The 18,416-nt window shown below is 72.3% G+C and carries 19 protein-coding genes; 12 read left to right on the top strand and 7 right to left on the bottom strand.

Annotation, left to right across the window (positions count from 1 at the left end; translation table 11 throughout):
- Positions 1-619 (bottom strand): MFS transporter (locus tag G3I65_RS29600; protein WP_166640739.1); only part of this gene is annotated, 619 nt, incomplete at its 3' end.
- Positions 620-765: 146 nt separating this feature from the next.
- Between G3I65_RS29600 and G3I65_RS29595 the strand changes: the two genes are divergently transcribed.
- Together G3I65_RS29595 and G3I65_RS29590 are read left to right on the top strand one after the other, a co-directional pair.
- Positions 766-1,815, top strand: a complete 1,050-nt coding sequence (locus G3I65_RS29595) for a type IV toxin-antitoxin system AbiEi family antitoxin (protein ID WP_160699010.1) — start codon at positions 766-768, stop codon at positions 1,813-1,815.
- Positions 1,793-2,509, top strand: a complete 717-nt coding sequence (locus G3I65_RS29590) for a hypothetical protein (RefSeq protein ID WP_160699009.1) — start codon at positions 1,793-1,795, stop codon at positions 2,507-2,509. Before G3I65_RS29595 ends, G3I65_RS29590 begins: the two co-directional genes overlap by 23 nt.
- Positions 2,510-2,513: 4 nt before the next feature.
- Here the strand turns inward: G3I65_RS29590 and G3I65_RS29585 are convergent, their stop codons facing one another.
- Positions 2,514-3,296: an IclR family transcriptional regulator gene (locus G3I65_RS29585; protein ID WP_160699008.1), complete on the bottom strand. Its 783-nt coding sequence runs from the start codon at positions 3,294-3,296 to the stop codon at positions 2,514-2,516.
- A gap of 84 nt (positions 3,297-3,380) precedes the next feature.
- Between G3I65_RS29585 and hutH the strand changes: the two genes are divergently transcribed.
- The 6 genes from hutH to G3I65_RS58845 all read left to right on the top strand — a co-directional run bounded on the left by hutH (position 3,381) and on the right by G3I65_RS58845 (position 11,484).
- A complete protein-coding gene (gene hutH / locus G3I65_RS29580) occupies positions 3,381-4,907 on the top strand; it encodes a histidine ammonia-lyase (protein WP_160699007.1) in 1,527 nt (508 codons plus the stop codon).
- Positions 4,907-6,559, top strand: a complete 1,653-nt coding sequence (gene hutU, locus G3I65_RS29575; RefSeq protein ID WP_160699006.1) for a urocanate hydratase — start codon at positions 4,907-4,909, stop codon at positions 6,557-6,559. Before hutH ends, hutU begins: the two co-directional genes overlap by 1 nt.
- Positions 6,556-7,752 (top strand): allantoate amidohydrolase, encoded by a 1,197-nt coding sequence (locus G3I65_RS29570; protein WP_160699005.1) that lies wholly within the window; start codon positions 6,556-6,558, stop codon positions 7,750-7,752. Before hutU ends, G3I65_RS29570 begins: the two co-directional genes overlap by 4 nt.
- 101 nt (positions 7,753-7,853) lie before the next feature.
- Entirely contained in the window at positions 7,854-9,086 is a 1,233-nt protein-coding gene (locus G3I65_RS29565; protein ID WP_309235789.1) for a formimidoylglutamate deiminase, read from the top strand.
- On the top strand, positions 9,074-10,219 hold the full coding sequence (hutI, locus tag G3I65_RS29560) for an imidazolonepropionase (RefSeq protein WP_160699003.1): 1,146 nt from the start codon (positions 9,074-9,076) through the stop codon (positions 10,217-10,219). Before G3I65_RS29565 ends, hutI begins: the two co-directional genes overlap by 13 nt.
- A gap of 107 nt (positions 10,220-10,326) precedes the next feature.
- Positions 10,327-11,484, top strand: coding sequence for an NAD(P)/FAD-dependent oxidoreductase (locus G3I65_RS58845; protein ID WP_309235788.1), 1,158 nt, complete (start codon positions 10,327-10,329; stop codon positions 11,482-11,484).
- Here the strand turns inward: G3I65_RS58845 and G3I65_RS29550 are convergent.
- The 3 genes from G3I65_RS29550 to G3I65_RS29540 all read right to left on the bottom strand — a co-directional run bounded on the left by G3I65_RS29550 (position 11,468) and on the right by G3I65_RS29540 (position 14,426).
- Positions 11,468-12,334: a triacylglycerol lipase gene (locus G3I65_RS29550; protein WP_160699002.1), complete on the bottom strand. Its 867-nt coding sequence runs from the start codon at positions 12,332-12,334 to the stop codon at positions 11,468-11,470. The genes G3I65_RS58845 and G3I65_RS29550 overlap by 17 nt on opposite strands.
- 308 nt (positions 12,335-12,642) lie before the next feature.
- Entirely contained in the window at positions 12,643-12,969 is a 327-nt protein-coding gene (locus G3I65_RS29545) for a hypothetical protein (protein WP_160699001.1), read from the bottom strand.
- 68 nt (positions 12,970-13,037) lie between these two features.
- A complete protein-coding gene (locus tag G3I65_RS29540; protein ID WP_160699000.1) occupies positions 13,038-14,426 on the bottom strand; it encodes a nitrilase-related carbon-nitrogen hydrolase in 1,389 nt (462 codons plus the stop codon).
- A 194-nt stretch (positions 14,427-14,620) separates the two neighbouring features.
- Here G3I65_RS29540 and G3I65_RS29535 point away from each other — a divergent pair, with 194 nt between their 5' ends.
- Positions 14,621-15,745 carry an inorganic phosphate transporter gene (locus G3I65_RS29535; RefSeq protein WP_125311640.1) on the top strand — a complete coding sequence of 375 codons (1,125 nt, stop codon included), beginning with the start codon at positions 14,621-14,623 and terminating at the stop codon, positions 15,743-15,745.
- Positions 15,746-15,756: 11 nt separating this feature from the next.
- A complete protein-coding gene (locus G3I65_RS29530) occupies positions 15,757-15,978 on the top strand; it encodes a hypothetical protein (RefSeq protein ID WP_160698999.1) in 222 nt (73 codons plus the stop codon).
- On the opposite strand, the gene G3I65_RS29525 is transcribed toward G3I65_RS29530, so the two are convergent.
- Positions 15,960-16,706 carry a hypothetical protein gene (locus G3I65_RS29525; RefSeq protein ID WP_160698998.1) on the bottom strand — a complete coding sequence of 249 codons (747 nt, stop codon included), beginning with the start codon at positions 16,704-16,706 and terminating at the stop codon, positions 15,960-15,962. The two genes, G3I65_RS29530 and G3I65_RS29525, sit on opposite strands and share 19 nt — an antisense overlap.
- Entirely contained in the window at positions 16,703-16,912 is a 210-nt protein-coding gene (locus tag G3I65_RS29520; RefSeq protein ID WP_160698997.1) for a hypothetical protein, read from the bottom strand. Before G3I65_RS29520 ends, G3I65_RS29525 begins: the two co-directional genes overlap by 4 nt.
- 26 nt (positions 16,913-16,938) lie before the next feature.
- On the opposite strand from G3I65_RS29520, the gene G3I65_RS29515 reads away from it, so the two are divergent.
- Both G3I65_RS29515 and G3I65_RS29510 read left to right on the top strand, forming a co-directional pair.
- Positions 16,939-17,646, top strand: coding sequence for a dienelactone hydrolase family protein (locus G3I65_RS29515; RefSeq protein WP_160698996.1), 708 nt, complete (start codon positions 16,939-16,941; stop codon positions 17,644-17,646).
- A 55-nt stretch (positions 17,647-17,701) separates the two neighbouring features.
- The coding region (locus G3I65_RS29510) for a histidine kinase dimerization/phosphoacceptor domain-containing protein (RefSeq protein ID WP_309235787.1) at positions 17,702-18,416 on the top strand (715 nt) is incomplete at its 3' end.

Here is an 18,416-nt window from a genome sequence, read left to right as displayed (position 1 = left end):
CCGGGCGGACCGCCTGCGCGACCGCGGCGCGCCGCCGCACGCCCGTGACCAGCAGCAACGCCGAGAGCACGAACGTCACCGCGTCCAGCGCCAGTGCCGTGGACGGCGTCAGCGCCGCGATCAAGGCCCCGCCGCCGGCGAACCCGGCCAGCTGCGCGCCCTGGATCGTCACGTTCCGCAACGCCATCCCGACCAGGTACCGCTCGCCTTCGAGCACCGTGGGCAGCAGCGCCTGCTGCGCTGCCTTGAACGGCCCGCCGAGCGCCGTCAGCACGGCGACCAGCGCGCACAGCACCCACAGCGGAACGCCGGGAATCGCGATGACGGCGACCAGCGCGGCCCGGGCCAGGTCTGCCGCGACCATCACGTCCCGCCGCGGCCGGCGGTCGCCCACGCCGGCCAGCAGCACGCCGCCGAGCAGCGAAGGCACGTACGTCAGGGCGTAGGTCAGGCCGGTGAGCGCGGCCGAGCCGGTGCGCTGGAAGACGAGCACCGCGAGCGCGACACGGGCGAGCTGGTCCCCGCAGATCGACAGCAGCTCGGCGCTCCACATCGCGCGGAACTCGGCGACGGCGAGCACGGCGCCGAAGCCCACCTTCCTCACGCGTGCGTCGTCCATCGGTGGCGCCCCTCGAAACCCCTGTTCAGCCAAGGTAATCACCGAACGGAGTGGAATCGAGCCGTTCGGTGACAGTTACCCTGTTCGCAGCAGCGTGTCAGCCCGGGTGGGTTGTATCGGAAGCGAGACTTGTTCAAACTGAGAGCATGTTCAATTCAAATGAACATGCTCTCTGGTTGAACGCTGAGGGCTTGGAGAGTGCGGCGCGCGAGCGGCTGAGCGAGCTAGGGCTTCGCAGCGAGGTGATCGCCGAGTCAGGGGACAGCGTTCGAGGTGACGCAGTCCTGCGTCTCGTGACGGGTGCCGGCGCGGCACGAACCTATGCCGTCGAGGTCAAGTCTCGCCTGACACCTGAGCTCGCCACCAGCATCAGCCTGTCCGCGCAACTCCCGGCGTTGCTGGTCACGCCGTATGTCAGTGAGCCGGTCGCCGAGCGGCTGCGTGCCAGGGGGATCGACTACGTGGACACGGCGGGGAACGCCCACCTCGCTTGGGACGATGTCCTCGTCGACGTCCGGGGGCGGCGCAATCCGGCTGTTCCCCGTTCGAGAACCTCGCCGAACGGGGCCGGAGCCTTCGGCCGAGCGGGGCTTCGCGTCGTGTTCATTCTGCTCTGCCGGCCGGAAATGGCAGCTCAGCCCTACCGGGTCCTGGCCGGCGCGAGCGGGGTCTCGCTGGGCACCGTCAAGACGGTGGTCGACGAGCTGGCCGGCGCGGGCTACCTCTACGAGGGTGCGGGAGACCGTCGTCTGGCTCGCGGCGGTGAGTTGCTCGACCGCTGGGCGGAGGCGTACTCGATCACCTTGAACGCCACGCTTTCCCTGGGCGAATTCTCCGTGGACGACCTTTCGTGGTGGCCGGACTCAGAAGCCGAGATGCGTGCGCAGGGAATCCAAATGGGGGGTGAGGCCGCTGCCAGTCTCATCGACTCCCACCTGAGGCCTGCCTCGCTGACCCTCTACGTCGAACAGCTCCCAGCCCGGTTGATCGGCCGGCACCGCATGGCCCGGGCCGAAGGCCGGGGGAACGTCCACATCCGGAAACGGTTCTGGCACGTGCCCGGGACCGAGTCCTGGCTGGTGCCTTCCCCCTTGATCTACGCTGACCTGCTGGCTTCGGGAGACCCCCGCCAGCGCGAACACGGAGACCGGATCAGGACCATTGATGATCGACTTGTCCGCCTCGGCGGATCCTGAAGTCCTCCTGGCAGCCAAAGCACTCGCCCGAGTCGACGTCGCGGCGCGTACGGCCGGATTGGACTACCTGGTGGTCGGCGCGACGGCGCGCACGATCCTGTCGCTCGGCTTGGTCGGCCGCTCGCCCGAGCGAGCCACCCGCGACGTCGACATCGCTGTCGAAATCTGTACTTGGGACGACTTCGAGCGGCTTGTCGGAGAGCTCGACAGGCACGGTGACAGCGTGCACTCGTTCCTCGTCGAGGGAGTCGAGGTGGACGTGCTGCCCTATGGCGGCATCGAGCGGGAGGACCGCACCATCCTCTGGCCCGACGACGTGCGGATGAACGTCCGCGGCCTGAGCGAGGCGGTGGCATCCGCCGAGACCGTCGTGCTGCCCGGCGGGCTCACCGTCCGGGTCCCTTCAGTGCCCGCGCTGGCGTTGCTCAAGCTGCTGACGCCCTACCTCGATCTGCTGTACGAAGAGAAGCTGGAACTGCTCGGCAGGCATCACTACGACCCGGCGCTCGCCGGTGCCTGGCTCCTCGGTTCACAAATACCCGGGCTTCTCGACGACGAAGGGAAGAACGCGCTGCTCCGGATCGTCGAAGACGAGGACGTGCTGGCCAGGCTGGCCAACGACGCGCGGGCGCCTCGGGCTCCGGAGTTGGTGCGGGCGCTGGGAGCCGGTGTCCGCGACGCGGCTCGGTCCTGACGCGTCAGCCCGGGTGGCCGCCGATGCGGGTGGTCAGCTCGGCCGCCGTGCTCGCCACCTCCGCGGCCAGGTCCGGCCACGTCTCCTCGCACGGGTCCGTCGTGCAGTGGTGGCGCAGCGTCACGCTGATCGCCGCCAGTGGGCGGGCGCCGTGGTCGAAGACCGGGGCGGCCACCGAGGCGAAACCCGCTGTGACGTGGCCGTCTTCGACCGACCAGCCGAGGCGGCGCTCCGCGTTCAGTGTGCGGCGGAGGTCGGCGAGCGTGGCCGGGCCGCGGCCGGTGCGGTGCACGAACGCCGATGCCGAGGGGAACAGCGCGCGGACGTGCGGGGCGGGCAGGTGCCGCAGGATCGCGCGGCCGGACGCCGTCAGCTGGGCCGGCAGGCGGACGCCGACCTCGGTCACCAGGGTCTCCGGGCGGAGCGGGCGCTCCTTGATCAGGTACAGCGACTCGTTGCCGTGCAGCACGCCGAGGTGCGCCGTGTGCCCGACGCGGTCGACGAGCTTGCGCAGCAACGGCCCGGCCAGGCGCTCGAGCGGGTCGTGCCGCAGGTACGCCGAGCCGAGCTCGAACGCCGCGATGCCCAGGCCGTAGCGGCGTTCGGCGGGCAAGTGCACGACGAAACCGGCGGCTTCGAGCTCGTTGAGCAGGTGGTACGTCGTCGACCGGGGGAGGCCCGCTTCGCGCGCGATCGCCGCCGCCGTCACCGGGCCGGGGCGCGTCGCGAGCAGGCGCAGCACCGCCAGCCCGCGGCGCAGCGCCGGGACCTCGCTGCTCTCGCCCATGGCCCGAGCCTAGTGTCTGGGATACCAGACAGAACCACTCCGTGGGGCATCCCACCAGCGGGAAGGACGATGTCCAATGGGCCCATGCCGGAAACAGTGCTCCTGGGCCTCGAACCCCTGACCGCCGCCCAGGTCGTCGACGTCGTCCGCGGCCACGCGCCGGTCGGGCTCGGGGACGCGGCCGAGAAGAACCTGGCCGCGACCCGCCAGCACATCGAAAACCTCGCGCACGCCGTCACGCCCACCTACGGCGTCTCGACCGGCTTCGGCGCCCTCGCCACCCGGCACATCCCGGTGGAGAGCCGGACCGCGCTGCAGCGCAGCCTGATCCGCTCGCACGCCGCCGGCGCCGGGCCCGCCGTCGAGCCCGAGGTCGTCCGCGCGCTGATGCTGCTGCGGCTGCGGACCCTCGCCAGCGGGTACACCGGCGTCCGCCCGGGGACCCCGCAAACGCTTGCGGCCCTGCTCAACGCCGACATCACGCCGATCGTCCACGAGTACGGCTCGCTCGGCTGCTCCGGCGATCTCGCGCCGCTGGCCGCCGTCGCGCTCGCGCTCATGGGTGAGGGCCAGGTGACGTACCGCGGCGAGATCGTCGAAGCAGGCGAAGCGCTGAAGCACGCCGGGATCGAGCCGGTCGTCCTCGCCGAGAAGGAGGGGCTCGCCCTCACCAACGGCACCGACGGCATGCTCGGCATGCTCCTGCTCGCCGCCGCCGACCTGCACAAGCTGTTCGACATCGCGGACCTCACCGCCGCGATGAGCGTCGAGGCGCTGCTGGGCACCGACCGCGCTTTCGCCGCCGACCTCCAGGCGCTGCGCCCGCACCCCGGGCAAGCCACCTCCGCCGCCCGGATGTGGCAGGCGCTGCAGGGCTCGAAGATCGTCGAGAGCCACCGCGGCCCGGACTGCAACCGCGTCCAGGACGCCTACTCGCTGCGCTGCGCCCCGCAAGTGCACGGCGCCGCGCGCGACAGCCTCGCGCACGCCGAACTCGTCGGCGAACGCGAGCTCATGTCCGCTGTGGACAACCCCGTCGTGCTCGCCGACGGCCGCGTCGAGTCCAACGGCAACTTCCACGGCGCGCCCGTCGCGTACGTGCTCGACTTCCTCGCCATCCCGATCGCGGACGTCGCCAGCATCGCCGAGCGCCGCACCGACCGGATGCTCGACAAGGCGCGCTCGCACGGCCTGCCGCCGTTCCTCGCGCACGACCCCGGCGTCGATTCCGGGCACATGATCGCCCAGTACACGCAGGCCGCGGTGGTCAGCGAGCTGAAACGGCTGGCCGTGCCCGCGTCCGTCGACTCGATCCCGAGCAGCGCCATGCAGGAGGACCACGTCTCCATGGGCTGGTCGGCCGCGCGGAAGCTGCGCAAGGCCGTCGACGGCCTGACCACCGTGCTCGCCATCGAGCTGCTGACGGCGGCCCGTGCGCTCGACTTCCGGGCGCCGCTGGAGCCGTCGCCGGTCACCGGCCGCGTCCGGGATCTGCTGCGCACCAAGGTGAACGGCCCGGGTCCCGACCGCCACCTGGCGCCCGAGATCGCGGCCGCCGAAGAACTCGTCCGCTCCGGCGCCGTCCTCGACGCCGCCCGTCTGGAGGTCTGATGTCCCGCGTAGTCCGTGCCGCCCGCGGCACCCAGCTCACCGCCAAGTCGTGGCAGACCGAAGCCGCGCTGCGGATGTTCCACAACAACCTCGACCCCGACGTCGCCGAGCGGCCCGAAGACCTGGTCGTCTACGGCGGCACCGGCAAGGCCGCGCGCAACTGGGCCAGCTTCGACGCCATCACCCGCGAACTGACCACTTTGGACGTCGACGAGACGCTGCTCGTCCAGTCCGGCAAGCCGGTCGGCGTCTTCCGCACGCACGAGTGGGCGCCGCGCGTGCTCATCGCGAACTCGAACCTGGTCGGCGACTGGGCGACCTGGCCGGAGTTCCGCCGCCTCGAGCAGCAGGGCCTGACGATGTACGGCCAGATGACCGCGGGCTCGTGGATCTACATCGGCACCCAGGGCATCCTCCAGGGCACGTACGAAACGTTTGCCGCCGTGGCGAAGAAGAAGTTCGGCGGGAGTCTCAAGGGGACGCTCACCGTCACCGCCGGCCTCGGCGGCATGGGTGGCGCGCAGCCGCTCGCCGTGACCATGAACGACGGCGTCGCGCTCGTCATCGAGTGCGACCCGCAGCGCGCGCACCGCCGCGTCGAAACCCGGTACCTCGACGAGGTCGCCGACGACCTCGACGACGCCATCGCCCGCGTCACCAAGGCCAAGCAGGAGAAGCGCGCGCTGTCCGTCGGCGTCGTCGGGAACGCGGCCGAGGTGCTGCCGGAGTTGTTGCGTCGCAACGTCGAGGTCGACATCGTGACCGACCAGACGTCCGCGCACGACCCGCTTTCCTACCTGCCCAAGGGCATCGCCGTCGAGGACTGGCACGACTACGCGGCCAAGAAGCCGGACGAGTTCACCGACCGCTCGCGCGAGTCGATGGCCGACCACGTCGACGCCATGCTCGGCTTCCTGGACCGCGGCGCCGAGGTCTTCGACTACGGCAACTCCCTGCGCGGCGAGGCCAAGCTCGGCGGCTGCGAGCGCGCGTTCGACTTCCCCGGGTTCGTGCCCGCCTACATCCGCCCGCTGTTCTGCGAGGGCAACGGCCCGTTCCGCTGGGCCGCGCTGTCCGGCGACCCCGAGGACATCGCCGCGACCGACCGCGCGATGCTGGAACTGTTCCCGGAGAACGAATCCCTCGCCCGCTGGATCCGGCTCGCCGGGGAACGCGTTGCCTTCCAAGGACTTCCGGCCCGGATCTGCTGGCTCGGCTACGGTGAACGGCACCTGGCCGGCCTGCGGTTCAACGAGATGGTCGCCAGCGGCGAGCTGAAGGCGCCGGTCGTGATCGGCCGTGACCACCTCGACTCCGGCAGCGTCGCCTCGCCGTACCGCGAGACCGAGGGCATGGCCGACGGTTCCGACGCGATCGCCGACTGGCCGCTGCTGAACGCGCTGGTCAACACGTCGTCGGGGGCCAGCTGGGTGTCGATCCACCACGGTGGCGGCGTCGGCATGGGCCGGTCCATCCACGCGGGCCAGGTCAGCGTCGCCGACGGGACCGAGCTGGCCGCGCAGAAGCTCGAGCGCGTGCTCACCAACGACCCGGGCATGGGTGTCATCCGGCACGTCGACGCCGGGTACGACCGCGCTGCCGAAGTCGCCGACGAGCGCGGGGTGCGGGTGCCGATGCGGGAGCAGGCGTGACGGCTTCCGGTCTGCTCGCGGAAATCGGCGACGTCGGGCGCGATCCGAAGCGCGGCGGCTACTCGCGGCACGCGTTCGACGCGCCCGAGCAGGACCTGCGCGCGTGGTTCGGCGAGCGCGCGCTGGGGCTCGGGCTGGACGTCGACACCGACCACAACGGCAACATCTGGGCCTGGTGGGGGCCGCCGGGGCCGGACGCCGTCGTCACCGGCAGCCACCTCGACTCGGTTCCCGGCGGCGGCGCTTTCGACGGCCCGCTCGGCGTCGTCAGCGCGCTCGCCGCGGTGGAAGCGTTGCAGGCGCGGGGTTTCCGGCCGGGCAAGCCGTTCGCCGTGGTCGTTTTCACCGAGGAGGAAGGCGGCCGGTTCGGCGTCCCGTGCCTCGGCTCGCGGCTGCTGACCGGCACGATCGACGCCGGCAAGGCACGCGGGCTGCGGGACGCCGACGGCGTCACGTTCGCCGAGGCCGCGGCGAAGTCCGGCTTCGACCCGGAGCTGATCGGCGCCGACCCGGAACGGCTCCGGCTGGTCGGGCGGTTCCTCGAACTGCACGTCGAGCAGGGGCGCGGCTTGATCGACCTGGGTGCGCCGGTCGCGGTCGGCAGCACGGTGATCGCGCACGGGCGGTGGCGGTTCTCCTTCGAGGGGCAGGGGAACCACGCCGGGGCGACGCTGCTGGCCGACCGGGCCGACCCGATGCTGCCCGCCGCCGCGACGGTCACCGCCGTCCGGCGGCTGGCGCGCGCGGTGCCGGACGCACGTGCGACCGTCGGGCGGCTGGTGCCGACGCCGGGTGGCACCAACGTCATCGCGTCCACTGTGGACCTGTGGCTCGACGCGCGGGTGCCCGGGACCGTGACCCCCGCGCTGGTCGAAGACATCACGCGCGCGGCGGAGGCCGCGGCCGCCGAGGAAGGTTGCCGGGTGACGGTGACGCGGGAGTCCTATTCGGACGACGTCGTGTTCGACGACGCCCTGCGGCGGGACCTGAGCGGGTGGCTCGGCGGACCGCCGGAACTGCCCACCGGCGCGGGTCACGACGCCGCGATCCTCGCCGGGTTCGTCCCGTCGGGGATGCTCTACGTGCGCAACCCGACCGGGATCAGCCACTCGCCGGAGGAGTTCGCCGAGGCCGGCGACGTCGAGGCCGGGGCCGCCGCGCTGGCCACGGTGCTGGAGCGGCTGGCGCGATGACCGTCGGCCCGCGGGGGCGCCCCCCGTTTCCAGCCTATCGCGCGGCACCGACAGTTTTCTGGTGCGCGCAAGCCTGGCTGCCCGGCGGTATCGCGTCCGCGGTGCGCATCGACGTCGACGGCGGGCGGATCACCGGCGTGACACCCGGCTCGCCGCGGTCCGGCACGGTGCTCGACGGGCTGACCCTGCCGGGCTTCGCGAATGGGCATTCGCACGCCTTCCACCGGGCGCTGCGGGGGCGGACGCACCACGAACGCGGCACGTTCTGGACGTGGCGCGAGCGGATGTACGCGCTCGCGTCCCGGCTCGACCCCGACACCTACTACCGGCTGGCGCGCGGGGTCTACGCCGAGATGGTGCTGGGCGGGTACACGAGCGTGGGCGAGTTCCACTACCTGCACCACGCGCCCGGCGGGAAGCCCTACGCGGACCCGAACGCGATGGGCGCGGCGCTGCGGCAGGCCGCCGCCGACGCCGGGATCCGGCTGACGCTGCTCGACACCTGCTACCTGGCGGGCGGGATCGGCGTCGAACCCGACGAGGTGCAGCGGCGCTTCTCCGACGGTTCGGCTTCGGCGTGGGCGGAACGGGTGGCCGCGCTGGAGGAAGGCGAGCTGTTCCGCGTCGGCGCGGCGATCCACTCGGTGCGCGCGGTCCCGGCCGACCAGCTGTCCCTTGTGGACAGCGCGCGGGTGGTGCACGTCCACCTGTCCGAGCAGCGGGCCGAGAACGAGCAGTGCCTGGCCGCCTACGGCCGCACGCCCACCGAGCTGCTGCACGAACGCGGGGTGCTGACCGAGCGGCTGGTCGCCGTGCACGCGACCCACCTCGCGACGTCGGACATCGAGCTGCTGAGCGGGGCGCGGGCCTGCTTCTGCCCGACCACCGAACGCGACCTCGGCGACGGCATCGGCCCGGCCCGTGCCCTGCGGGACGCCGGGGTGCGGCTGAGCATCGGCAGCGACAGCAACGCCGTCGTCGACGCCTTCGAAGAAACCCGCGCGCTGGAGCTGGACGACCGGCTCGCCAGCGAGGAACGCGGCCGGTTCACCGCCGAGGAACTCCTCGAAGCGGGCACGGACCACGGCGCGGTCGGGTGGGACGAGGTCGGCGCGCTCGCCGAGGGGGCGGGCGCGGACCTGGTCACCGTGACCCTGGATTCGGTGCGGACGGCCGGGATCGAGCCGTCGGGTGTGGTGTTCGCCGCGTCCGGCGCCGACGTCCGGCACGTCGTCGTGGCGGGCCGCGAGGTCGTGCGCGACGGCGCGCACCAGCTGATCGAACGACCGGAAACCGTGCTGGCGAAGGAGATCGAGGCACTGTGGCAGTCCTGATCACGGGCATCGGCGAGCTCACGACGAACGACGCCGAACTGGGCCGGCTGTCCGACGCGGCCCTGGTACTGGACGGCTCGCGCGTGGCCTGGGTGGGCCCGGCTTCGAGCGCGCCGGACGCCGATGAGCGCGTCGACGTCGAGGGTCGCGCGGTGCTGCCGGGCTGGGTCGACAGCCACACGCACCTCGTCTTCGCCGGCGACCGCACCGCCGAGTTCGAAGCTCGGATGGCGGGAAAGCCCTACACCGCCGGGGGAATCGCGACCACCGTCGGCGCCACGCGGGAGGCGTCGGACGAGCAGCTCGCCGCCAACCTCCGCCGCCACGTCGACGAGGCCGCCTGGCAGGGGACGACGTGCCTGGAGACGAAAACGGGCTACGGGCTGACCGTCGCGGACGAAGCCCGGTCCGCGCGGATCGCCGGGGAAGTGGCCGACGAGGTCACGTTCCTGGGCGCGCACCTGGTGCCGCCGGGCGCCGACGCGGAGTCCTATGTGGACCTCGTGTGCGGTGAGATGCTCGACGCCGTCGCGGAGAACGTGCGCTGGGCGGACGTGTTCTGCGAGACCGGCGCGTTCGACGAAGCCCAGTCGGCGCGGGTGCTGAAGGCCGCCGCCGGGCGCGGGCTCGGCCTGCGGGTGCACGGCAACCAGCTCGGCGAAGGCCCCGGCGTGCGGCTCGCGGTGGAGCTCGGTGCGGCGAGCGTCGACCACTGCACGTACCTGAGCGACACCGACGTCGAAGCGCTGGCCGCGTCGGAAACCGTGGCGACCCTGCTGCCCGCGTGCGACCTGTCGACCCGCCAGGCGATGGCCCCGGCCCGGCGGCTGCTCGACGCGGGCGCGACGGTCGCGCTGGCCAGCAACGCCAACCCGGGCAGTTCGTACACGACGTCGATGGCGTTCTGCGTCGCGACCGCGGTGCTGCAGCTGCGGATGACGATCGAGGAGGCCGTCTGGGCGGCGACGGCGGGCGGGGCGAAGGCCTTGCGCCGCGACGACGTCGGCGTACTGCGGCCGGGCGCGCGAGCCGACGTCCACGTGCTCGACGCGCCGTCGGTGACGCACTTGGCGTACCGGCCGGGCGTGCCGCTGACGAATTCGGTGTGGCGCGCCGGAGATCGCGTGCGCTAACGTCGAAGGCGAGGACGCGCGAAGACACAGTCCGGTATGGGTTAGTCCGGACGGCATCGGCAGGCTTACCTGTGCGTCCCTTCCTCGGAAGCGACGAAGGGACAGCTGTGTCTGTGATCATCATCGGTGCCGGTCTGGGTGGCTTGAGCCTCGCGGACGGCCTGCGCCGGGCCGGGATCCCGTGCCAGGTCTACGAACGCGACGAGTCGCCGGGCGCCCGGAAGCAGGGCTACCGGCTGCACATCGGCGGTCTCGGCGATTCGGCGCTGCGGGAGGTGCTGCCTCCCGAGCTGCACGAACTCTTCCGCGCCACCGCGGGCCGGGCGCTGCCGCACACGAACGTCTACGACGAGCGGCTGACGCTGGTCACGCGCCTGGCGGACGAGGGGACCCACCTCAACGTCAACCGCTTCACCCTCCGGCAGATCCTGCTGCACGGCCAGGAAGTCGCGTACGGCAAGCAGTTCACGCACTACGAGACCGACGACGGCGGCGTGACCGCGCACTTCGCCGACGGGACCGCCGTCCGCGGCAGCCTGCTGGTCGGCGCGGACGGCATCAACTCCCCGGTACGGCGGCAGTACCTGCCACACGCCCGGGTCGTCGACGCCGGGCTCGTGCACCTCTACGGCCGGATTCCGCTGACTCCGGCCACGCGGGCGCTGTTCGAGCCCGAGATGTTCGCCGTGTTCAACATGATGCTCGGGCCGGACCGGACGATGGCCGGGTTCGCGCCGGTCGACTACCCGGAGCCGGTCGCCGACGCGTGTGCGCGGCTGGTGCCGGACCTGCGGCTGCGCGACGCCGACCCGTACCTGACGTGCTCGGTGGGTGCGCGCTGGGACGTCGTCGGCCACGACGAGGCGGAACTCGCCGCGATGACGCCCGCCGATCTCCAGAAGGTGGCGCTGGGGCTCGTCGACGGCTGGCACCCGCTCGCCCGCGCGATGGTCGAGCACTGGGACGTCCCGGCGACTTTCCCACAGCCGATCCGGACGAGCGTCCCGATCGAACCGTGGGCGCCCTCGCGCGTGACGCTCGTCGGCGACGCGATCCACGCCATGAGCCCGGCCGCCGGCGCGGGCGCCAACACCGCGTTGCGCGACGGTGCGGCACTGGCGTCCGCGCTGGCCGGGGCTCCGCTCCTCGAAGCCGTGGCGGCTTACGAAGCCGCGATGGTGGACTACGGCTTCGCGGCGGTACGCGAGTCCGCCGAAAACGGGCGGCGGTACCTCGGGCAGAACCCGCTCACAGCGGAAGCGTGAACGGCGTGCAAGTGGGCGTGTAGCTCGCGTCGAGCGCGTGCAGGATCAGGCCGGTGACGTTCGGGTCGACCGCCTGGCTCAGGTGACCCGAAGCGTCGGCCGCGCAGAAGTCCTGCAGCACGACGTCCGTCGCGCCCGGCTCGTCGAGGATGCCGCTCGTGTACGGCGTCACGACCTCGTCGTACTTGCTGACGATGCTCGTGTACGCCGGCCCGGCGACGTGCACGCCGCCGCGGGCGAGGTCGTCCAGGAAGGCCGACGGCGCCAGGTACTCCTGGCACGCGCCGCAGGCCGTCTTCAGGATCGCGCTCAAGCCCGGGACCGTGGTCAGCAGGGCCTTGGCGAGCGCGTCGAGGCCGCCGAGCGTGGTGCCGCGGTAGTTCGCGCCGAAGCCGACGAAGTTCGCGACCTTCGCCGCGCCGCCGCCGTACTTCAGGTAGTACGCGGGCATCGTGCTGCCCTCGGAGTGGCCGACGATGTCGACCTTCGCCGCGCCGGTCGCGGACCGGACCCGGTCGACGAACCCGCCGAGCTGCGTGGCGCTCGTGCGCATGGAGGCGAGCCCGCCGACGCCGGGGCCGAGGACGCCGGTGCCGTACGTCAGGGAGAACGCGCAGTAGCCCTGCGCGGCGATCTTCGGCGCGTGGAAGAACCAGTTGACGGTGTCGTTCGCGCCGAGGCCGTGCACCAGGACCACGGGCTGGGGGTGCGCGGCCGACGGACGGCAGCCCCAGTCGTTCCAGCCGCTGCCCGGCGCCGCTTCGGCGACCGCCGGAGCGGCGGCGCCGAGGGTGAGCGCCGCGATGACCGCCGTGAGGATCCGCTTGGCACCGCCGTTGGTGACCCGCATTCCACTGCCTCCAGCTACCCGTCAGTAAGTGATGCAGCTCATGATCGGTCACAGCGCGGGGGAGGCCACCTGGGACAACGCTCAGACTTGACCGCCGTTTGTTGTGACAAGTGACAACCAAGGCCCGGGCGCGCACGGCTCGTAGCGGTCTTGACCGCGCTTTCCGTGAGTCCCCGGCCGGCGCTGGCGGAGCCGGTGCACTGGGACCAGCCGGGTCACCAGCCCGTCGTCTTCCGGCCCGCCGACCTCGGCGGCGAGCGGCACCCGGTCATCGTGTGGGGCAACGGAACGGGCGCGCCCCCGGCGATCTACGCGCCGCTGCTGCGCCACCTCGCGGCCGCGGACACGCCGAACTCGGGGACCGGCGCGGAAATGCCGGCCGGCGCCCGGACGCTCGTGGCGGAGAACGCCCGGCCCGGCAGCCAGTACTTCGGCCGGATCGACACCGCGCACCTCGGCGCGACCGGGCACTCCCAGGGCGGCGGCGGGGCGATCGCGGCCGGCGCCGACCCGCTCGCCACGACGACCGTTCCGATCGAGCCGGGTCCGCAAGGTTCGGTGGCGGCGTTGCACGGCCCGGTGTTCTTCCTCGGCGGCCAGTTCGACGTGATCGTCGTGCCGGGACTGCTGGTCATCCCGCGCCAAGGGTGTCTTCTTCGGGCCCGGCTGCACGCTGTGCGCCGATCCGGCGTGGTCGAAGGTGCTACGCAACGACCTGGCGCTCCAGGTCTGACGACTTGCTCGCGGCGGCCGCGATCCCGGCCGCCGCGAGCAGGCCGCAGAGCCAGGCGAACCAGTCGCCGAAGCGTGCGTACGGCGTTTTCCCGGTGCCGGCCGGGACGTCCGCGACGACCACCGAGAACGGGCTGCCGCCGGTGTGGGTGTCGGCCAGGACGTGGCCATGGGCGTCGGCGAGCATCGGGGTGCCGCGGGCCGCGCTCCACGCCACCGAAAAGCCGTTCTCGACGCCGCGGATCAGCGCCGTGCGGCTGTGGGCCCAGCCGTCCACGTCCTCGTCGGACGCGGGGATGAAGACCAGGCCGGTGCCGGCCGCGCCGTAGTCCCGGCTCGGGTCGGCGAAGTTGACGTCCATGCACACCATGAGGCCGATCCGGGTGATCTCGGTGCCGGAGCGGATGTTCGGCGAATCCCCGTTGTGCCACTTGCGGTACTCGACCGGCGCGCCGGACGGCGGCACGGCGAGCGCGGCGTTGAAGCGGCCGTCCGGCGTGGTGTCCAGGACGCCGGTGACGACGTCGAGGTCCCTCGCCCGGGCCGCCTCGGTGAGGGCCGTGACGAGGCTCGCGCGGCTGGTCTGGTCCACCGCGAAGGCGGCTTCGGGCAGCACCACGGTCTGGACGCCGTCCGGCAGCTTCGCGATCTGGTCCACATAGGACTGGATGAGCGCCTGGCCGTCACGGCTGGCGACGTCGACCGCCCAGCGGTGCTGCCCCGGTGCGATGAGGGCGACCTTCGTCGACGGCGTGGTCGAGGCCGGGGTGGTCCAGAACGCGAGACCGCCCGCGATCACGGCGAGCGCGACGACGGGGACGACCCGCGACCGGCCACGCAGGCCCGGCGCGAGCGCGGCGGCGACGGCCGCCGGGACGAACAGCACCAGGAACTCCACGCCCCAGCCGCCGGTGACCGCGGCGATCCGCACGATCGACGGCCGGTCGGCCTGCGTCGTCATGAAGGTGCCCATCAGGCCGGTCGGGTTGAGCAGCGAAACGACGTAGAGCGCGACGATCCACAACGCGGGCGCGGCGAGCGCGGCCAGGAAACCGTGGCCGTGCCGGACCAGCCGCCCGAAGAGGCCGGCGGACAGCGCGAACAGCACCGCGCTCCCGCCGAGGATCGCGAGCGCGGCCGGCCGGGGGACCGACTGCGAATGCCAGAAGTAACTCCAGCTGCCTGCGCTGCCTGCCAGGTAGGCCGTGAAAGCGCTTGCGAGGACGATCCCGCCGTGGCCGCGGAGCGCCAGCAGGAAGATCGGCAACGGCGCCAGCCAGGCGAGTTCGGGCAGCGGATCCAAGCCCGTGCCGAAGAAGAACAGCACGGCCGACGCGACGGTCGCCAGTATCGCTTTCATCGGTGCCCCTTTCGCCCGGTTCCAGGGTTTCAAGCGGGCCACGGAAAGACACTGGGCTGGACCACCGGGCTCGAGGTGGGGTTGGCCCCACCCCGGTTCATCGAGAGTTCAGGCAGCTGTCACACGACAGGGATCGGCGGCTGTCCAGTCGATCAGTAGCGTTGCTAACGAACAGCAAAGGAAGAGAGCCGAACATGGACTTCTCGCTGATCGTGCTGGTGGTGATCGTCGCCGCGCTGGCCTTCGACTTCACCAACGGCTTCCACGACACCGCCAACGCCATGGCCACCTCCATCGCCACCGGGGCGCTCAAGCCGAAGGTCGCCGTCGCGGTGTCCGCGGTGCTGAACCTCGTCGGCGCGTTCCTCTCGGTCGAGGTCGCGAAGACGATCTCCGGCGGCATCGTCGACGACACCAAGGTGACGCCGGTGATCATCTTCGCCGGGCTCGTCGGCGCCATCGTGTGGAACCTGCTGACCTGGCTGATCGGGCTGCCGTCGAGTTCGTCGCACGCCCTGTTCGGCGGGCTCATCGGCGCCACCTGGATCGCCTCGGGGTCCGACGCCGTCCACTTCGGGAAGGTCGTCGAGAAGGTCCTCATCCCCGCGCTCGCTTCGCCGATCGTCGCCGGGATCGTCGCGACGCTCGGCACCTTCCTCGTCTACCGGATCACCGCGCGGGCGAAGCAGGACACGGTCGGCCGGACGTTCAAGGCGGGCCAGATCGCGTCGGCTTCGCTGGTGTCGCTCGCGCACGGCACGAACGACGCGCAGAAGACCATGGGCGTCATCACGCTGACGCTGATCGCGTCGGGTTCGCTCGCGCCGAACTCGGGACCGCCGCTGTGGGTGGTCCTGACCGCCGGCGCCGCGATCGCCCTCGGCACCTACCTCGGCGGCTGGCGGATCATCCAGACGATGGGCAAGAAGCTCACGGAAATCCAGACGCCGCAAGGCTTCGCGGCCGAGACGAGCGCCGCCGCGGTCATCCTCACCTCGGCGCACCTCGGGTTCGCGCTGTCCACGACGCACGTCTGCTCGGGCGGCATCATCGGCTCCGGGCTCGGCCGCAAGCTCGCCGAGGTGCGCTGGGGCGTCGCGGGCAAGATGGTGCTCGCCTGGGCGCTGACGCTGCCCGCCGCCGCGGTCGTCGGCGCGATCGCCGCCGAGGTCTCGACGCTCGGCACCTGGGGCACGGTCCTGATCGGCCTCGCCGGGGTCGTCGTCGCGGTGGGCATCTACCTCGCGTCGAAGCGGAACCCCGTCAGCGCGAACTCCATCAACGAACCCGAGCCCGGCGTCCAGCCGGTCAACGCCTGAGGAGCGCCGCCGTGCACATCGATTGGGGTTCCCTCGGTCTCGTCTTCGTCGTCGCGCTCGCCTCGGTCGTCGTGCTGACGAGCCTGTTCTCCTTCGGGGTGGTCGGGCTCTCCCAGCGCGACTCGGCCCGCGAAGCCGGTGGCTCGGGCAGCGGTCAGCTCGCGGGCGCCGTCGTCTGCTTCGCGCTCTGCGCGGCGATCGTGGGCTACGGGATCTACTTGATCGTCGCCTGAGCGCGTTCCCGGAAGCCGTCCGGGAGCCCGCCGAGCATCGGGACCAGTGTGCTCCGGCGCTCGGCACTCAGGTGGGTCAGCAGGTCGAGCGCGGGGTCCCAGAGGTCCTCGTCGGCGCCCGCCGCGGTGAGCAGCCTGCCGAGCCGGTGCGCGGGCAGCAGGCCGACGACGTGGTCGATGCGGCTCTTGTCGTCGAGCACGAACGCGATCCGCAGCAGGCCGGGGTCGTCGATCCGCTCCAGCGCCCGCCGCACGGTCGGGTCGGGCAGGTGCCCGACGAACCGGCCGAGGGTGATCCAGTCCTCGCGGTCCGCCAGCTCGGCGGCGACGGCGAGGACGGTGTCCAGCGGGATGCGCGAGATGATCGCGCTCGCCCGCCGCGGGTCGAGCTCCGCCGCGACTTCGGCGAGGAAGCGCGGGTGCAGCCGCTTGGCGACGTCGACGCCGCGGGAGACGTCGACCAGCCCGGCGATCCGGGCGCACAGCAGCGGGCCGAACACCTTCTCGGCGATCTTGGCGAGCACGGCGCCGGGCAGCAGCCGCGCGGCCAGCGCCATCCGCTGCAGCACGGCGATGTTCGCGTCGAACAGCGTGTCGGTGACCTGCTCGCGGAACGCCTTGAGGTCGTCGGCGTCGACGCGGGCGAGGTACTCCAGCCGCTCGTGCTCGACGTCGAGGACGCGGGCGAGCTTCAGGATCTCCGCGCGCGAGGCGTAGTCCGCGGTCACAGGCCGACCGCCTTCCGGACCGCGCCGCGCAACAGTGCCGGCACGTACCGGAGGCCTTCTTCGCCGGCCTCGGCGAGCGCTTTCGCCTGGCGCCGGCGCGCGTCGCGCAAGGCGTCGGCGAGGTCCTGCCGCTCGTGCTCTTCGAGGGCCTCGATGCCTTCGGGGAGGTCGCCGCCCAGCTGATCGGCGAGTGTGCGCTCGGCCATGGTGGATCATCATGCATCATGCGGGCATGACCTTCGAGACGTCCACGGTCCGTGTCGGCGAACTCTCCGCGTACCTGGCCCGGCCGGACGGCGGGTCGGCCACCGGGATGCTGCTGCTGCCGATGATCACCGGGATCGGCGCGCAGGTCCGGGCCTGGGCCGACGAGCTGGCCGGCCGCGGCATCACGGCGTTGACCTGGGACGTCTTCCACGGCGCGAGCACCGACAACACCTCCCGCGAGGACCTCGGCGCGAAGCTCGGCGAGCTGCGCGACGAAGCCGCGCTGGCGGAGCAGACCGCGCTGCTCGACCACCTGCTGGGCGACCTCGGCTGCACGTCGGCGGGGGTGATGGGGTGGTGTCTCGGCGGCCGGTTCGCGCTCCTGCTCGCGGCCCGCGACCAGCGGCTTTCCGGCGTTGTCGCCTACCACCCGACGGTCCGCGACCCGGCGCCGCCGAACCACGAGCTGGACGCGGTCGCTTTGTCGACACAGATCACCGCGCCGGTGCTCGTTTCCTACCCGGAGGCCGACGCCGTCGTCTCGCACGAGACGTTCGCGCGGCTGCAGACGGCGTTGCAGTCACGGCCGCGCGGCGCCACGTTCAGCCAGCACTTCCCGGGCGCCGAACACGGCTTCAGCGACTCCGCGCGGCACGGGACGGCGGTCAACGCCGACGCGTTCGCGCTGTCCTGGCCGCAGACGCTGGCGTTCCTGGACACGCTGAAAGGTTGACTTTCGGCAGTGGTCGCCCGCGGTCACGCCTTGTAGCTTCGGACCTGTGCGAGAAGTGACGAAGCGCAGGTGGCGCGTGGTGCTCGACGTCGCACTCGGCCTGTTCCTCGCCTTCGTCGTCGCCGCCGGCACGATCGAAAGCCGGTCGTACTGGGAGCTGGCGGGCGGGCTCGCCGTCGTGGCGGGGTCGGTGGCGACGTCGCGGCGGTACCCCGGCGTCTCGCTCGGCATCGCGCTGGCCGGGACGCTCGCCGTGCCGTTCCCGTACGGCGACCGCGTGGCCGTCTGGGTCGTGTTCGTGCTGGTGGCGATGAGCTACCTGGCCGGGCTGCGGATGGAACGGGCGCGGCCGGGCGTGCTGACCGGCGTGGCCGTGGTGCTGCTCGGCCTGCCGCTGTCCCTGTTCGTCGGGCCCGACGGCATCGGCGACTGGGCCGCGATGGTCGCGATCCTGGTGTTCGCCGGGCTGTCGCCGTGGCTGCTGGGCCGGTACGTCCGGGTGCGCGGCGAGCTCGCGCGCACCGGCTGGCGGCGGGCCGAGGAGATGGAGAGCAGGCAGCGGCTCGTCGCCGACCAGGCGCGGCTGCGCGAGCGCGCCCGGATCGCCAGCGACATGCACGACTCGCTCGGGCACGAGCTGAGCCTGATCGCCGTCCGCGCCGCCGCGCTCGAGGTCGCGCCGGGGCTCGACGGCACCCAGCGCGACGCGGCCACGCAGCTGCGGACCAGTGCCGCGGCGGCGACCGAGCGGCTGCGCGAGATCATCGGCG

Origin of the sequence: Amycolatopsis sp. SID8362 (genome assembly GCF_010550475.1) — a bacterium.
In the GTDB taxonomy this organism is placed as follows: Bacteria; Actinomycetota; Actinomycetes; order Mycobacteriales; family Pseudonocardiaceae; genus Amycolatopsis; species Amycolatopsis eburnea.
Note: the sequence above shows the minus strand (reverse complement) of the source record. Positions and strands in the feature narration are given on the sequence as shown.